Below are 15637 nucleotides of genomic sequence, written 5' to 3' on the forward strand. Positions count from 1 at the left end.
TAAATCATTCATTAAAATCATTTTTTTTGATTCTTGCTTTTTTGGGCTGCTGTCTGGATATATCATCAGGACGTAAATTTATAGGCCGTGACTTGAAAAGATTAAAAGGAAGCCGAACAAAGCTGTCTTTCCAATCTTGCATGCGAAATGGGTAGATCGGTTCGAGGTACGGGTGTCCCATTGATGTTAATTTGATAAGGTGGGTCATCAAAAACACGGCTGCTATGGTAATGCCGAGCAGCCCCCAAATTTGGGCCCCGATTAAGAAGGGGAACCGCAGCAGCCGAATGGCATTACCCATTTTATAAATGGGAGTAACAAATGATGCCAAGGCTGAGAGAGCAACGATGATCAATAAGATATTACTGGTCAAACCAGCTACAACGGCTGCTTGACCGATAACGATACCGCCGACGATACCTAATGTCTGACCTACCTTTGTTGGCAGTCGGGCAGCAGCTTCCCTTAATAACTCAATGGAAATCTCTAGGAATAATGCTTCAATCAAAGGCTGAAAAGGTATTAAGTTCCTTGAAGTGACGATCGTTTCCAAAAGATCTTTAGGAATCAGTTCATAATGATAGGTCAGCACGGCTACATAAATGGGAGTGGCAAATATCGAAAAAGCGACCGCGAATATCCTTAATAAACGGAATGAAGATGCGGGAATCCATGGCATATTATAATCTTCCATCGTGATAAAGTATTCCAACAAAATGGTTGGAGTAATAAGTGCAGAAGACGACCTATCGATTAACAGGGCTACTTTACCTTCAGCCAATGCACTTGCGATGCGATCAGGCCTTTCCGTATTTAGAAAAAGGGGAAATAAGGTATTTGAATTATCATATAGCATTTGCGCGAGATAGGACCCGTCCAATATTTCATCAAACTCTACGTCATTGATCCTTTGTATAACATTATCAACATTTTCCTGATCAACGATCCCCTCTATCGATAAAACTGCCACTTTCGTTTTAGACAAGTATCCCACAGTCATTTCACTTACTTGCAAACCAGGGACAGGAAGTCTTTTTCTGACTAAATTCAGATTGATATCAAGATCCTCGACAAATGCTTCTTGAGCACTTATGATTCCAAATTCAAGTTCAGGTTTCTCAACTTGTCTGCCTTGTTGGGACGCAACATTGATTAATAGGCATTCATCAAGATTTCCATCTAAACGAAGTGCAATTTCGCCTCTCATGATTCTTTCTTCAATTACAACCTTGGTACTGGTGATCAGTGTATTTTCAATAGGAACGTTTTCTTTTATTTGCTCCAAATTTATCGTTTCCAGAGTAGGTATGACAGAAAGAACACTTTCATGAAGTACCTGTGCATCGATCAAAGAGCGATAAAAAGAAACCCAATAGCCTATGCCATTATATGTTCCTTGATGGTTTATGAAATCATTGGATGAAGATAGGGTATTGAATAGATCCCTTACTTCCGAAACCTTAATTAATTCATCATTTTTTTCGTTTGGTTGATTTGGCTTTTTTTTGAACGTTCTGCGGTTAAACAATGTTGTCACCTCTGCACTAAAGCTTATTATCCTAGCATTTGCAATTTAATTACAAATTAACCATTTTGGATGTTAATGTCGCTCGCTTCAGAAAGGAAAATCATTAAATAAATTGGTGTAAAAGCTGCCTCCATATCCTGTTCGCATAAAAAAATTGAAAATAGAGGAAACTGAAAAAATAAAAACCCATTTAACCAAAGGAGTTCACCATGAAAAGTAAACCCTTGCATATTAAATTGGATCAAAAACAGGAAAAATTGAAATCTGAATTGGATATGCAGGCTGATGTATTTTTTAAACAGATATTCATTCCCGGTTACGAAGTTTCGGGATTATTCGTATTTGTCAATGGAACGATGGATTACCGTGCATTCAATGATATAGTCCTGGATTTATCAGCTGCGCAAGTCGAAACAACGCACCCGGTTTCTATCGAGCAGCTGGTCATTTCCAAAATCTGTTCAGTCAGGGAACAGGATGTAGAAACATATGAAAAAGCCTTAGAGCATATTTTTGACGGGAAAACGCTTTTATTTATAGATGGAATGGTAGACGGTTATGTCTTGAATCTGGAAAAGGAAAAAACCCGTACACTGGGTGAACCTTCGACAGAGAGGGTTGTCCGGGGACCGAAGCTTGGTTTTATCGAAAGTCTTCAGGAAAACATTGGCTTGATAAGGCAATATTCAAACCATCCAAACCTAATCGTCAAACAACAGAAGTTCGGGACGATGGAAAAACGGGAAGTTGCGTTGATCTATTATGAAGGAAAAGCTAGCGATTCATTGTTAAAAGAAGTGAATAAACGGATAACTGAAGTGAAAGCTACTGATCTCCAAGACTCGGGGATGCTTGAGGAATTAATTGAAGATACAGCGTTAACCCCTTTCCCGCAAATCCAGAATACGGAGCGACCCGATAAAGTATTGGCTGCATTGCAGGAGGGCAGGGTGGTCATCATGGTTGACGGCTCGCCATTTGCGCTGATGGCACCTACGACGATAACGATGCTGCTACAGTCACCGGATGATTATTATGAAAGATGGGTCGCAGGATCATTTTTACGTGTACTTCGCTATTTATCTTTATTTGTTACCGTATTTCTTTCAGGGATTTATATCTCCTTGGTTTCGTTCAACCCTGGATTGCTTCCGTCAGAACTGGCGATGACGATCGCGGGTACAAGGGAGAACGTGCCATTTCCGCCGTTTGTTGAAGCTATCATCATGGAAGTAACGATTGAACTGCTTCGCGAAGCAGGTATTCGGCTCCCGTCGCCCATTGGGCAAACGGTTGGATTGGTTGGCGGAGTCATTATTGGACAAGCGGCAGTTCAAGCCAATATTGTAAGTTCCCTCATGGTCATAATCGTTTCGATCACGACGATTACCTCTTTTACGGTACCACAATATAGCTTTGGACTAGCGTTCAGGGCATTAAGGTTCGGGGCGATGATTTTTGCCGCCGTTTTAGGTTTATACGGAACCACATTATTCTTTATCATCGTTATCAGCCATTTGTCGAAATTGACCAGCTTCCAAGAACCTTATTTTCAACCAATGGATTTTATCGGTAAAAAGAGCTGGAAGGATGCGTTCCTGCGGTTACCGAAGCGGAAAAAGGGGAGGGATTCTTTTGAGCCAGTCCGACGGCAAAATTCTTAGTGGCGAATTGGCTGCGATCATTTCTTGCAGCATGTTAGGAATTGGAATGCTGACCCTTCCGAGGACGATAACGGAAAAAATCCAATCGAGCGATGGATGGATCGTCTTGATCTTAAATGGGATCGCTATTGCCCTTTTGATATGCTTATTTGTTGTACTGTTAAAAAAACATAAGGTAGCTAACTATTACACATACATGGAGGAGGCCTATGGAAAGTTGCTCTCCAAACTTATTGGATTGGTCGTGGTGGTGTACTTTATAGGCGTGGCCAGCTTTGAAGTTCTTGCGATGAGTGAAATGGTCCGGTTTTATTTGTTGGAGGAAACCCCGGTTGAAATCGTGATACTTTCCATGATTTTAGCGAGTGTGCATCTTTTGACAGGCAAAATAAAAGCCATAGCAAAGGCTTGTGTCTTCTTTCTTCCTTTGACAATAGTCATCGTCTTGCTCATTTATTTGTTCAGTCTCAGGGTAGTCGAGTTAAAAAACCTCCAGCCTGTTCTTGCGAAAGGACTTCTACCTGTCATGAAAGGAATGGGCTCTGGAACTTTGTCGTTTTTTGGAATTGAACTTTTCATCTTTTTGTTTGGCGTCGTGAAAAATCAAAACAAGATAAAAAGTGGCGTTTTAATCGGTTTTTTCATACCGCTGATTTTATATGTGATTACATATGTATTGGTAGTGGCTACACTGACTGTCCCGGAAGTCAAAGCAGTTACTTGGCCAACAATTTCTTTTATTCAGTCCTTTGAAGTAACAGGCATATTTTTAGAGCGTATGGAGCTATTTCTCTTAATCACTTGGATTCTTCAGTTTTTTTTAACACATGCGATTTACTATTACTTCGCAGCAGAAGGACTGACGAAAATTTTTAACAATTCATATACGACTAATCTCATTGTACTGGTTCCCGTCGTATTTTTTCTGGCCAAGGTTCCTAAAAATACAATCGAGATCTTTAAAATGAGTGATTTGCTTGGATATCTATTTCCGGTTATATTGATTGGCTTGCCAATTATTACATTCGTAATCGTTCAATTGAAAAGGAGTAGAAGAAGCGGATGAAAAGATTATGGTTGATCTTGCTTATTCCTTTGCTTACAGGCTGTTGGGACAGTGAAAATATTGAAGAGTTATCCCTTGTAGTTGGAGTGGGGATCGATAAAAGCAAAAAGAAAGACGAAATAATGTTAACACAGCAAATTCTGGTGCCTCCAGGAAATAGTGTTCAGGAGAATCAGGCTAAATTAAAATATAAAAATGTTTCTGTCAGTGCCAAAACGCTGCATGAAGCAATAAGGGATTCATTGCTCATTACCAATACGGTATTAACCAATCATCAGCGTATCATCCTTATTAATGAAGATGTATTAAGGAAATTCCCGATGGAAGCGATCATTAATCAGTCAATACGCGATAATAATACAAGGAGGAGCTGTCATGTTTATTTAACAAAGAGACCGACGAAAGAAATTTTGGGACGATCCGAAGATGGGGAGATCCCTTCGAATGTAATCTATGAATTGAAAGATAATGAGAACAGAACGAATAAGATACTTCCGCCTTTAACACTGGGCAAAGCATCCTCAAATTTGCAATCAGATGGAAGCTTTGCCATTCAGGCCGTTGATATTAGGGGTGGGAAATTAATTTTGGAGGGTGCAGGGGTGATCAACAATTCAAAGTTGGTCGGGGTCATGAATGATGAGGATATAGCTGCATTAAATTGGTTGAACGGAGAGGTAAAGGGCGGAATAATCGAAGCGGTCCAACACGGTGAGCCTTTAAGTGTTGAAATAATTAATAGGACAAGGAGGAAGATCACGACGGAATTGAAAGGTGATCATTTGACGATCAATATTGAGGTCGGGTACACAGCAAGACTTTCGGAAGATTGGTATGGTAAGGAAAACTCATTTAAGGAAGGCTATTTAAAAGATGTTGAGCGTGTCGCCGAGGATGAAGTGAAAAAGGATGTCGAGAAAATCATATACAAATTACAGCATGAATATAAAACAGGAGTAGCAGGATTGTATCGTTATGTGGAAAATCAGCATCCAAAGTTTTGGGAGAAAAATAAGCAGAAATGGGACGAAATTTTCAGTAAAGCTGACATTAATTATGAAGTGGATTTAAGGATCGTAGACTTCGGTTCAAAAGGAGGGATAAAGTGACTGTTCATATGAAAGAAAACCTTCCAAAAAGGAAGGTTTTTTTGTCAATGCTCTTAAGTTAATTAAGCAAAGAAAAGGTCCATTCAAGGAACAGCGAATGTTCTAGGCAGATCACTCACTTCATGTGCAACCCTGATGCCGGATTGAATGGCTCCTTCAATCCAAGCTGGTACGGTTGATGTATGCTCACCAGCGAAGTGGACCCTTCCTTCTGGGGTGGGGATATATGGAAACAAGTCCGTTTCCTGACCAGGTTTAAACATGGAGAAAGCGCCGTAGGCATACTGATTCAGTGTCCAGCTATAAGAAGCTCCTGATAAAAAATGATCATATACTTGTTTTCCATGGATCACTGCCAAATTTTTCAATGCGTGTTGTATTCGGTCTTTTTCCGGAAGTATATCCCATAATGTAGCGTCATCTTCCCATGTATAACTTGCTAAGATGAGACCGGATTCACGCTGGTTGCTCGTTTGACTGGGGTAATAAGAGAACCTAATAGGTAAATCGGTCGTTAATTTACCGCCGAAGATTCCTTCCTTTTCCCAAAACCTATGCGTGAACTGAAGTCCAATTTTTGTGGATGCGGCATAATGAAGTTCCCTTATTGCCTTCCACTTATTATGGGAAAAGGAATTCCGGGGTTCAATATCTATAAATTGCAGTAATTGAAGAGGAATCGTCACGATCGCAAGGTCACCGGTAACCGTTAAGGGGTTTTGGCTTTGGGTATGTTTGGAATGGATGGTGACTTGATTATCATGTTGGATGATTTTTGTCACTTCATATCTGAAGTTTAAATTATCCCTCAATTCCGGTAGAAAAGCATATGGAAGCCGGTCGTTTCCTCCGTCGATTGAAAAAAACTTTACATCTGGATTAAAGAGCGGCATAAGCTCCCGAAGTATGGCCGGAAAAGAAAGTTCAGGGAATCCTTCTAAACCCATCAGGACTTTTATGCTTTCAATCGCCCCTGTTGATAGACTGATTCCGACTGGATTGTACTGCAAAAAGAAGCTCATGGAGTATTTATCAAACTCTTTAATGACTATTTCCCAATTTCTACGTGGGTTTTGAATGATGAAGTCAGTCACAGGCTTAATTGCCATGTTGAGTAATTCTTCAGCTGTTTTACCTCTTTCATGGGGAGCTACAGGGTACCTCAGTATATCCGGGTTCCTTTGATATATGGCAGCGGTCGTCTTGATTCCATTGGCATAAATGGGATCATTAGGAGTCGCATTCACAAAAGTGTTGACACGTAAACCATACTTCTTGATGTATTCAGCAACTAGGTAATGATAATTCGGAATGCGCATGGCACCGGCTTCAAGGTAGGAACCTTCTGAAAATGGCTCCCGTATGGTCAAAACACGCCCTCCAACCCTCCCGGTTGCTTCCAATATCGTTACATCGTGCCCCGCTTGTTTTAAAAGGGATGCTGCAACCAACCCAGACATTCCGGCACCAAGGATAATGATTTTTTTGGGGATTGGGGAAGGCCCCAGGCCATTTCTGATAACAGCCAGCATTTGATCGGGTGATAGCGGATCTTTGGAAAAGGACAAAGTGTTTTTCTCCTCTCTTGTAACACTTTCTATATGGGATTTAAGCTATCTTATTCCGATTGGGTCACCATTTATGAAGAATCTTCAATAATTTGTCATCCAAGTGCTTAGTGAAATTTTTTTAAGCGTATTGATGAAATCCACGTGATATATATTAGAAATAACCTCGATAGAATATCTAATAAACAATCAACCAAAAACATCATTAAGTAAAATGCTGACCTTCTGTAAAACCTATGAAAACTTAGTTTGTGGAATATTATTAAATATTTTCCTTTCCAGAGGAGATACTACCAAGAGACAAAGGTTAGAAAGGAAGACAGTATGGATCATATACAAATGGCCCGTGCGATGTTCGGGACGAATATGGCTGTACATATCATATTTGCAACGATCGGCGTCGGGTTGCCGATGATGATGTTGGCAGCGGAATTGATGTATCAAAGGACAAAGGATTTACAGTATGTCGTCATGGCTAAACGCTGGACGAAAACATTAGGAGTTTTACTTGGGGTCGGCATTCCGACTGGTACGATTGCTGGTGTGCAGCTGTCACTATTATGGCCTGGGTTCATGGAAGTGATTGGACGTGTCATGGCGCTTCCATTCCAGATCGAGATTTATGCATTCATGGTTGAAGCGCTGTTCATGTCAATCTACGTGTATGCAGCTGAAAAAATCAAGCCATGGGCCCGAATCGTCAGTTTATTCTTTGTTGCATTCGGAGCATTGGCTTCGGCTGTTTTGATTTCTAATGTCCATGCTTTTGAAGGTACACCTGCTGGGTTCCGGTTTGAAAATGGGGAAATCGTCGATGTCGATCCTTGGGCGGCATTTTTCAACCCAAGTTTCTTGGTGACGGCGGGACATACAGCCTTGACTGCTTATACTACAGGCGCTTTTGTCGTAGCGTCCGTTGCAGCCTATAAGATGCTGAAAAATAAATATGGCACTGCTGAATTTAATTTTCACCAAAAAGCACTGAGGCTTAGTCTTGTCTTGGGTTTGGTTTTTTCTTTTTTGACGGCATTGAACGGTCATGCGACTACACAGCATTTATATAGGGAACAGCCGGAAAAACTGGCGGCGGCAGAAGGGTTGTTTGAAACACAGGACCATGCCGGACTTACCTTGTTCGGTTATACCGATAGGGAAGCCCAGGAGGTGAAGTATGGGATTGAATTCCCATGGTTATTAAGCTTTCTATCTGGTAATAGCTTCGATACGGTCGTGACCGGTTTAAACGATTTTCCGGAAGAGTATTGGCCTCCGCTTTATGTCCATATCTTATTCAACGCAATGGTCATCATTGGTTCAGGCTTAATCGCGTTGGCACTGTTTGCATTGGTATGGAATAAATGGCTGAAAAAGGAGACATATCCGAAATGGATTCTTTGGCTGTTTGTTGCGTCAGGGCCGCTTTCGGTGATTTCAATTGAATGCGGTTGGATTTTTGCCTGTACAGGCAGACAGCCATGGACGATATACAGGATGCTGACCACGGAGGATTCAGTCACTTCGTACGAAAACCTTGGGTTTTTATTCACGATGTTCATTATTGTATATATCATTTTATGCGTTTCTGTCGTGTTTACACTTTTGTATTATTTCAAACGTCATTCCGTAATGGATGATATATATAAGGCCGAACAGAAAGATGTAAGGCTTTTCGATTCGAATTCATAAAAGGGGGGAAGGCGAATGAGTGATGCTCTTCTTGCAATAACACTGGTCTGGGGCTTTATTTTTCTTTATGCCATCATGGCCTCTATGGATTTCGGCGCTGGCTTCTGGGCAATGACTTACATTAAAAAGGAAGAAACGAATGCCACCAAGATCGCAAATAGCTATTTATCACCAACTTGGGAAGTGACCAATACTTTTGTCGTTGGTCTTGTCATTGCGATTTACAGTTTATTTCCAGGTGCGGTTTTCCCGATAGGGGTAGCCTTGATCGTTCCCGCGAGCCTGATACTTGTCCTGCTATGTATTAGGAGTGCTTTCTTGGTTTTCTCTCATAGCGTAGACAAATATGAAAAAGCGTTAACGTATATTTCAGGGTTGACGGGATTGATCATACCTGGGCTATTAATCAGCGTATTGCCAATCACCCATCTTGGATTTGTAGAAGGCGCGAGAGGAAATGAAGAATTGAATCTATTTAAACTTTTCACGAGTCCGAATGAGTATGCATTTGTGGGGTTCGGAATTATGAGCACGCTTTTTTTATCATCTTTGCTCCTGTCCGATTACTCAAAGCAGGCTGATGAAATGAAAGCATACAAAATATATCGCAGGGATGCGATGATAACGGGACCGCTTATGTTGGTCATGGCTTTGTTGGTTATGCTCACGTTAAGAAACGAAGCGAATTGGATCTACCAAGGAATGATGAAAAATTCTGGATTGTTATTCGTCTCGCTCATTTTTTTCATCATTAGCGGGATAGCACTGTACTTACCCTATTTTTCCAAGCGGGAGGTTAAAGGGATGCCCCGCCTCGCTGTAATAGCGATCATCATACAGTATTTAATTGGCAGTTATGTTTATGGTATCGCACATTTACCTTATATCATATATCCAAATGTCACAATTCTTTCAGGATTTACCGATCCAACCTCATTCCGGGCCGTGTTTGCCACATATATCGTGGGCTTTGCGATATTAGTGCCAGGGTTCTATTATTTCTGGTCCATCTTCATGAAAGATCAGCGTCGAAAGTTCAAGCGGCGACAAATGTCAAATTAGTTCATCTTTGAAAAGAGAGGTTATCACTATGAAAAAGTTAGATCTGCTAAAATATGCGGTTTTAGTCATCTCACTATTTTTGAGCTATCAAGCGGTGGAAGCGCATGATAAAAATTTTCAGGTAGATGGCACATATATATCAACAAAAAGAGATGTAACAGGTGACCAGAAAATAGACATCATCCAGGTTCAGGGACTGCCATTTGAGGAAGGAAGCAAATTTCTGAAGAAAATTGAGTTAAGTGTGGAAAACAATCGCCGTACAATCAACGTCCCGCTTGAAGCTGGGTATAATCCAGATCTAAAGGTTGCCGACTTGAATAATGATGGAGTCCAGGATGTATTGGTCACGGTTTTGATGGAAGGTAGGGAACGGTTGATATCCAGTTACGCCTATACGTTCAAGGATGGAAAAGTGAAGGAACTGGAAGTGCCGCCATCCGTCCCCGTAATCGCACAATTTCTTGACGGATACAAAGCGGAAATCATCATCGAAGGTCAAAAGCCTGTGGTGATAGATGTCAGTTCCAGAAAACAAGCGTATGATGAATTGGGCATTTATCGAAATGGAAAACTAAATGAACCGACAGAGCTTTTGGTTGATCCATACTCCTCATTGGACCCCAAGACCGTTTTTGGAAAAGGAAAATCACTTATGGGAGTCCAAAACGTAAAAGGGTCCGATGAACCTGTTCCGATTTTGAAGATCAAATCAATATGGAAGTATGACAATGGATGGCAGCTTGTAAAAGCCCAGGTTAAACCGGTCAATGGTAGTGAATGACATGGTATCGACTGCTTCTTAAATAAACTAGGTTGACAGCTCTTGGTTTTGAGGGCTGTTTTTTTGTTGATAATTAAAAATTGACAATTTTTAAATATTTGGTAAAATCTAAATAAATCCAGTTAACTACATAACCACATCTCTTTATGTTGTTAAATGTAAGCGGATACAAGAAGGGGGTGCAGTCTTACGGAGTTAAAAGAAAAAATAATTGAAACATCGTTGACGCTCTTTGATCAGCATGGTTTTCATGGTGTCTCCGTTAACGAAATCGTTAAGGCTTGCGGAACTAGCAAGGGTGGTTTTTATCACCATTTCTCTTCCAAAGATGAACTTTTATTTGTCATCCATGATTACTTTATTTCATATGTTTTAACAAAAGCACAGGAAGCCATCTCAGAAAGTACCCATCCAACAGAAAAAATGCAAAAGATCATTCAATCATTTGTTAAAGTTTTTGACCTCTATAAACCACACATCTCAGTTTTCTATCAAGAAAGCATTTACTTAAAACCGCCCTATGTTGAAGCAATCAAAAAAAAGCGTCAAATGTATAAAGAAATCATTTTTTCCGTTATCAAAGAAGGTATTGACAAGGGAGTTTTCCGCAGCGAATTACCAGTGGAAATTACCGGAATGTCAATTCTGGGCATGGTGAACTGGTCCTACAAATGGTACAAAAGGGACGGTGGAAAAACGATTGATGAAATCGGTGATATTTACGTAGATTTAATTCTGAATGCCCTATTGATAGATATACAAAAAGAAGCGGAAATCACCCAGCCATTTTTACTGAAGAACCAAGTTGTTGTGGATTAAACAATAAACTTGATTTGCACAGACCAACTAGTCGGTCTCAATAGAAAGGGGAATGAATAAATGGATTTTTCACTTACAAAAGAACAGCAGATGATTAAGGAAATGGTTAGGGAATTTGCCGAAAAGGAAATTAAACCCATTGCGATAGAGTTGGATGCAAAGTCCATGTTTGCGGAGGATGTATTCAAAAAAATGGGGAAACTCGGGTTGCTTGGAATTCCGTTTCCTGAAGAATATGGCGGTTCGGGCGGAGATACGATTTCGTATGCCATTGCAGTTGAAGAGGTTGGGAAGGCATGCGGGGGAACCGGCTTAAGTTATGCAGCAGCCGTTTCGCTCGGGGCAAGTCCAATTTACTATTTTGGAACCGAAGAACAGAAGCAAAAATACCTGGTTCCAATCACGACCGGTGAAACCCTGGCAGCTTTCGGGTTAACAGAGCCTAATGCGGGTTCCGATGCTGGCGGTACAAGAACGACTGCCGTGTTGGAGGGTGATGAATATGTGATTAATGGCGAGAAAACATGGATAACAAATGCCAGCTATTCAAGAACGGTTACCGTCACGGCTGTATCGGGCAAAGATTCCAAGGGCAAAAATATCATCTCGGCATTCATCGTGCCAACCGATACCCAAGGGCTAACGATCAATAGCAATTATGAAAAAATGGGAGTTCGAGCTTCCAATACTTGTGAAATCATTCTGGATAATGTCCGGGTGCCAAAGGAAAACTTATTGGGAGATCCAGACAAAGGGTTCAAACAATTCTTATTCACGCTTGATGGAGGAAGGATTTCCATTGCAGCTTTGGCCGTCGGTATCGCTCAGGCTGCCTTTGATAGAGCTTTAGCTTTTTCAAAAGAGCGCATTCAATTCGGTAAAACCATATCAAATTTCCAGGCCATTCAATTCAAGCTTGCAGATATGGCGATGGAAATTGAATTGGCGAGGAATATGGTATATAAGGCTGCATGGTTAAAAGACAATAAAAAGCCTTTTGCAAAGGAAGCGGCATACGCCAAGCTTTTTGCAAGTGAGACCGCGTTCCGGTCCAGCAATCAAGCGATTCAAATACACGGCGGCTCTGGTTACATGCGCGAATATGAGGTGGAACGCTATTTAAGAGATGCTAAGTTATTGGAGATTGGTGAAGGTACATCCGAAATTCAAAGACTCGTTATCGCCAGGCAATTAGGCTGTTAATCTTTACGGAACGTAAAATGAACAATGATGCTTGCGTTCATTTTGGTGAAAAGCAGATATCTATACAGCAAAAAGCGTTCAATCTTACTTTTATTTGATTAGGAGGAGTTTGATGTCTGATTTGCTAGATGTTACTATCGGAAAACTGCTTGAAAGGACAGCTGAACAATATGGTGATAATGAAGCGGTTGTGTACCATGAACTAGGCCTGCGCCATTCTTATCGCGAATTTGAAAAGATTTGCCGAAAGGTGGCCAGGGGGTTCATGTCACTAGATATTAAAAAAGGGGAACATATCGCCATTTGGGCATCCAATAAACCGGAATGGCTTATATCCCAATTTTCGACCGCGAAAATGGGCGGTGTGCTGGTAACGGTCAATACTAATTACCGCACAAGTGAACTGGAATACCTGCTCAAGCAATCCGATTCGACGACGATCATCCTGATGGAACAATATAAGGATCATTCATATATAGATACGCTGTACGAAATCGTTCCTGAATTGAAAAATGCAGAACCAGGAAAATTACAATCTGAGAAACTGCCAAAATTGAAAAATATCATCGTTTTAGGTGAAAAGCGTTATCCCGGAACGTTTTCGTGGGATGAAGTCATTAGCGGGAGCGAATCCGTTTCGGAGGAATCGCTGGACATGAGAATGGAGGAATTGGCTCCCGGTGATGTGATTAATATGCAATATACATCAGGGACGACAGGATTTCCAAAAGGAGTGATGCTGACTCATTCCAACTTGGTCAATAACGGATTGAATGTCGCGGAGTGTATGAAGCTTACCGAAGCTGACCGGCTTTGCATCCCGGTTCCGTTTTTTCATTGTTTCGGCTGTTCCCTTGGCACGATGGCCTCTGTTTCTGTTGGGGCAACAATGGTGCCGATCGTGGAATTTAATCCACGAGTTGTCCTTCAGACAGTTGAAGCCGAAAAATGTACGGGGCTTCATGGTGTACCGACGATGTTCATTGCTGAACTTAATCTCGATGACTTTGACCAGTATGATTTAAGTTCGTTACGGACTGGTATCATGGCAGGATCCACTTGTCCGATCGAAGTCATGAAAAGCGTGGTGAATAAGATGGGCATCTCGGAAATTACGATTACTTATGGTCAAACGGAATCTTCTCCAGGAATTACGATGACAAGAACGGACGATCCGATCGAACTTCGTGTTTCCTCAGTGGGAAGGGCTTTGCCGAAAGTGGAAGTGAAAATTGTCGATCCAGCTAGTGGGGAAGAAGTCCAGCGGGGCAAACAGGGTGAACTCTGTTCGAGGGGATACCATGTAATGAAGGGATATTATAATAACCCGGAAGCCACTGAGCAGGCGATTGACCGGGAAGGCTGGCTTCATACGGGAGATTTGGCGGTGATGGATGAAAGGGGTTATTGCAAGATTACAGGCCGGCTGAAAGATATGATCATTCGCGGAGGGGAAAATATTTACCCACGTGAGATTGAAGAATTCATCTATCAACATCCTGCAATTGTCGATGTCCAGGTACTCGGCGTTCCAGATCAGAAGTACGGCGAAGAGGTAGCGGCATGGATCATTTTGAAAGCAGGAGAAACCCTTACGGAGAAAGAATTGATAGAGTATTGCAAAGGGAAAATATCTTTTCATAAAATTCCCCGGTACATTCAATTTACCGATGCTTATCCAATGACAGCATCCGGAAAAATCCAAAAGTATAAGCTTCGGCAACAAACTCTTGACCTACTATCGGAAGGCACTAAATAAGGAGGATATCGAATGATTCGAAAAATTCTTATCGCAAACAGGGGAGAAATAGCATCACGCATTATTCGTACATGCAGGAAGCTGGGGATACATACTGTCGCTGTCCATTCGGAAGCTGATTCGGATTCGCCATTTGTGGGATTGGCGGATGAGGCATATTTACTGGGTGGCCCGAGAGTACAGGAAAGCTATTTAAACGTCAATAAGATTTTGGAAATAGCTAAGGAAACCGGAGTGGAGGCCATTCATCCTGGATATGGATTTCTTAGTGAAAATGCAGATTTCGCACGTTCATGCGAAGAAGCCGGCTTGATATTCATTGGTCCCAAACCAGAGATCATCCAGCAGATGGGCAATAAAGTCGAGGCGAGGAAAAAGATGGAGCAAGCGGGACTTCCATTGGTGCCTGGATTTTCACGTCCGTTAATTGATAGTGCGGAAGCGGCAGCCGTTGCCGAAAAAATTGGCTACCCAGTCATGTTAAAAGCAGCAGCAGGCGGCGGGGGAATCGGCATGCAGGCGGTTGCTAATGAAGATGAACTGACCAAAGCCTTCGAGGGGAATCAAAAACGTGCCCAATTGTTTTTTGGCAATGGAGATATGTTCATAGAAAAATTGATTGAGAAGCCTCGTCATATCGAAATTCAGGTATTGGCGGATTCCTTTGGGAATGCTGTTTACTTATGGGAAAGGGAATGCTCCGTTCAAAGGCGCCACCAGAAGGTCGTGGAAGAGGCTCCCTCTTCTTTCCTTGACGAAGAAACAAGAAACAGGATGGGAATGGCTGCAGTGAAGGCAGTAAAATCCATCGGTTATAGCAATGCGGGCACCCTCGAATTTTTAGTTGATGCAAATAAAAATTTTTATTTCCTGGAAATGAATACACGCCTTCAGGTGGAGCATCCTGTCACCGAAGAAATTACGGGGCTGGATTTGGTTGAACAGCAAATTAATATTGCATCTGGCAACAAATTGGAATTTACGCAAAGTGAGATTAAACAGGATGGACACTCCATTGAAGTGCGCATATATGCTGAAGATCCGAAAACCTTTTATCCAGCACCAGGAAAAATCACAAGCATGGAACTTCCGGAAGGTGAAGGGATCCGTCATGAATTGGCTGTTCATGGAACTTCGGTCGTATCCCACTTTTATGATCCGATGATCGCCAAATTGGTGGTGAGCGGCGATTCAAGGGATAAAGCGATCGAGAGATTAAGAGAAGCGCTCGCAAACTATAAAATAGAAGGAATTAAAACAAACCTTCCTTTGCTGATGGAAATCATTTCTCATGAAGCTTTTTCCCAAGGAGATACGACTACGGATTTCATTGCAAAATATATAAAAAAATTGACTGTATAACGCATATCTTAAAACATAATGATCAGG

General features: G+C 41.5%; 12 protein-coding genes. 10 read left to right on the forward strand and 2 right to left on the reverse strand.

Going from position 1 to position 15637, the window contains the following annotated elements:
• Nucleotides 1–4: 4 nt before the first annotated feature.
• Nucleotides 5–1465 carry a spore germination protein gene (locus ABOA58_RS12290; protein WP_434547790.1) on the reverse strand — a complete coding sequence of 487 codons (1461 nt, stop codon included), beginning with the start codon at nt 1463–1465 and terminating at the stop codon, nt 5–7.
• A 272-nt stretch (nt 1466–1737) separates the two neighbouring features.
• On the opposite strand from ABOA58_RS12290, the gene ABOA58_RS12295 reads away from it, so the two are divergent.
• Genes ABOA58_RS12295 through ABOA58_RS12305 form a run of 3 tightly spaced genes read left to right on the forward strand, consistent with a single transcriptional unit; the run spans nt 1738 to nt 5367 of the window.
• Nucleotides 1738–3192: a spore germination protein gene (locus tag ABOA58_RS12295; protein WP_350302515.1), complete on the forward strand. Its 1455-nt coding sequence runs from the start codon at nt 1738–1740 to the stop codon at nt 3190–3192.
• Nucleotides 3164–4258, forward strand: a complete 1095-nt coding sequence (locus ABOA58_RS12300) for a GerAB/ArcD/ProY family transporter (RefSeq protein WP_350302516.1) — start codon at nt 3164–3166, stop codon at nt 4256–4258. Before ABOA58_RS12295 ends, ABOA58_RS12300 begins: the two co-directional genes overlap by 29 nt.
• Nucleotides 4255–5367 carry a Ger(x)C family spore germination protein gene (locus ABOA58_RS12305; protein WP_350302517.1) on the forward strand — a complete coding sequence of 371 codons (1113 nt, stop codon included), beginning with the start codon at nt 4255–4257 and terminating at the stop codon, nt 5365–5367. The genes ABOA58_RS12300 and ABOA58_RS12305 overlap by 4 nt, the downstream gene beginning before the upstream one ends.
• Nucleotides 5368–5450: 83 nt before the next feature.
• Here ABOA58_RS12305 and ABOA58_RS12310 read toward each other — a convergent pair whose 3' ends face one another.
• Nucleotides 5451–6899 (reverse strand): flavin monoamine oxidase family protein, encoded by a 1449-nt coding sequence (locus ABOA58_RS12310; RefSeq protein ID WP_350302860.1) that lies wholly within the window; start codon nt 6897–6899, stop codon nt 5451–5453.
• A gap of 360 nt (nt 6900–7259) precedes the next feature.
• Between ABOA58_RS12310 and ABOA58_RS12315 the strand changes: the two genes are divergently transcribed.
• The 7 genes from ABOA58_RS12315 to ABOA58_RS12345 all read left to right on the forward strand — a co-directional run bounded on the left by ABOA58_RS12315 (nt 7260) and on the right by ABOA58_RS12345 (nt 15610).
• Nucleotides 7260–8621, forward strand: a complete 1362-nt coding sequence (locus ABOA58_RS12315; RefSeq protein WP_350302518.1) for a cytochrome ubiquinol oxidase subunit I — start codon at nt 7260–7262, stop codon at nt 8619–8621.
• Between the two features lie 15 nt (nt 8622–8636).
• Nucleotides 8637–9683, forward strand: coding sequence for a cytochrome d ubiquinol oxidase subunit II (locus ABOA58_RS12320; RefSeq protein ID WP_350302519.1), 1047 nt, complete (start codon nt 8637–8639; stop codon nt 9681–9683).
• A 28-nt stretch (nt 9684–9711) separates the two neighbouring features.
• Nucleotides 9712–10467 carry a hypothetical protein gene (locus tag ABOA58_RS12325; RefSeq protein WP_350302520.1) on the forward strand — a complete coding sequence of 252 codons (756 nt, stop codon included), beginning with the start codon at nt 9712–9714 and terminating at the stop codon, nt 10465–10467.
• Between the two features lie 207 nt (nt 10468–10674).
• Nucleotides 10675–11286 carry a TetR/AcrR family transcriptional regulator gene (locus ABOA58_RS12330; RefSeq protein WP_350302861.1) on the forward strand — a complete coding sequence of 204 codons (612 nt, stop codon included), beginning with the start codon at nt 10675–10677 and terminating at the stop codon, nt 11284–11286.
• Between the two features lie 60 nt (nt 11287–11346).
• Complete coding sequence (locus ABOA58_RS12335) at nt 11347–12489, forward strand: acyl-CoA dehydrogenase (protein ID WP_350302521.1); 1143 nt, start codon at nt 11347–11349, stop codon at nt 12487–12489.
• A gap of 121 nt (nt 12490–12610) precedes the next feature.
• Nucleotides 12611–14248 (forward strand): AMP-binding protein, encoded by a 1638-nt coding sequence (locus ABOA58_RS12340; RefSeq protein ID WP_350302862.1) that lies wholly within the window; start codon nt 12611–12613, stop codon nt 14246–14248.
• Nucleotides 14249–14260: 12 nt separating this feature from the next.
• A complete protein-coding gene (locus tag ABOA58_RS12345; RefSeq protein ID WP_350302522.1) occupies nt 14261–15610 on the forward strand; it encodes an acetyl-CoA carboxylase biotin carboxylase subunit in 1350 nt (449 codons plus the stop codon).
• Nucleotides 15611–15637 lie beyond the last annotated feature (27 nt).

It is taken from the genome of Peribacillus frigoritolerans (assembly GCF_040250305.1).
Lineage (GTDB): Bacteria > Bacillota > Bacilli > Bacillales > DSM-1321 > Peribacillus.

What these genes read in the sequence shown, in the direction of transcription:
- ABOA58_RS12335 (WP_350302521.1), top strand. Translation starts at nt 11,347, where the DNA reads ATGGATTTTTCACTTACAAAAGAACAGCAGATGATTAAGGAAATGGTT.
- ABOA58_RS12320 (WP_350302519.1), top strand. Translation starts at nt 8,637, where the DNA reads ATGAGTGATGCTCTTCTTGCAATAACACTGGTCTGGGGCTTTATTTTT.
- ABOA58_RS12315 (WP_350302518.1), top strand. Translation starts at nt 7,260, where the DNA reads ATGGATCATATACAAATGGCCCGTGCGATGTTCGGGACGAATATGGCT.
- ABOA58_RS12295 (WP_350302515.1), top strand. Translation starts at nt 1,738, where the DNA reads ATGAAAAGTAAACCCTTGCATATTAAATTGGATCAAAAACAGGAAAAA.
- ABOA58_RS12345 (WP_350302522.1), top strand. Translation starts at nt 14,261, where the DNA reads ATGATTCGAAAAATTCTTATCGCAAACAGGGGAGAAATAGCATCACGC.
- ABOA58_RS12310 (WP_350302860.1), bottom strand. Translation starts at nt 6,899, where the DNA reads ATGCTGGCTGTTATCAGAAATGGCCTGGGGCCTTCCCCAATCCCCAAA.
- ABOA58_RS12325 (WP_350302520.1), top strand. Translation starts at nt 9,712, where the DNA reads ATGAAAAAGTTAGATCTGCTAAAATATGCGGTTTTAGTCATCTCACTA.
- ABOA58_RS12305 (WP_350302517.1), top strand. Translation starts at nt 4,255, where the DNA reads ATGAAAAGATTATGGTTGATCTTGCTTATTCCTTTGCTTACAGGCTGT.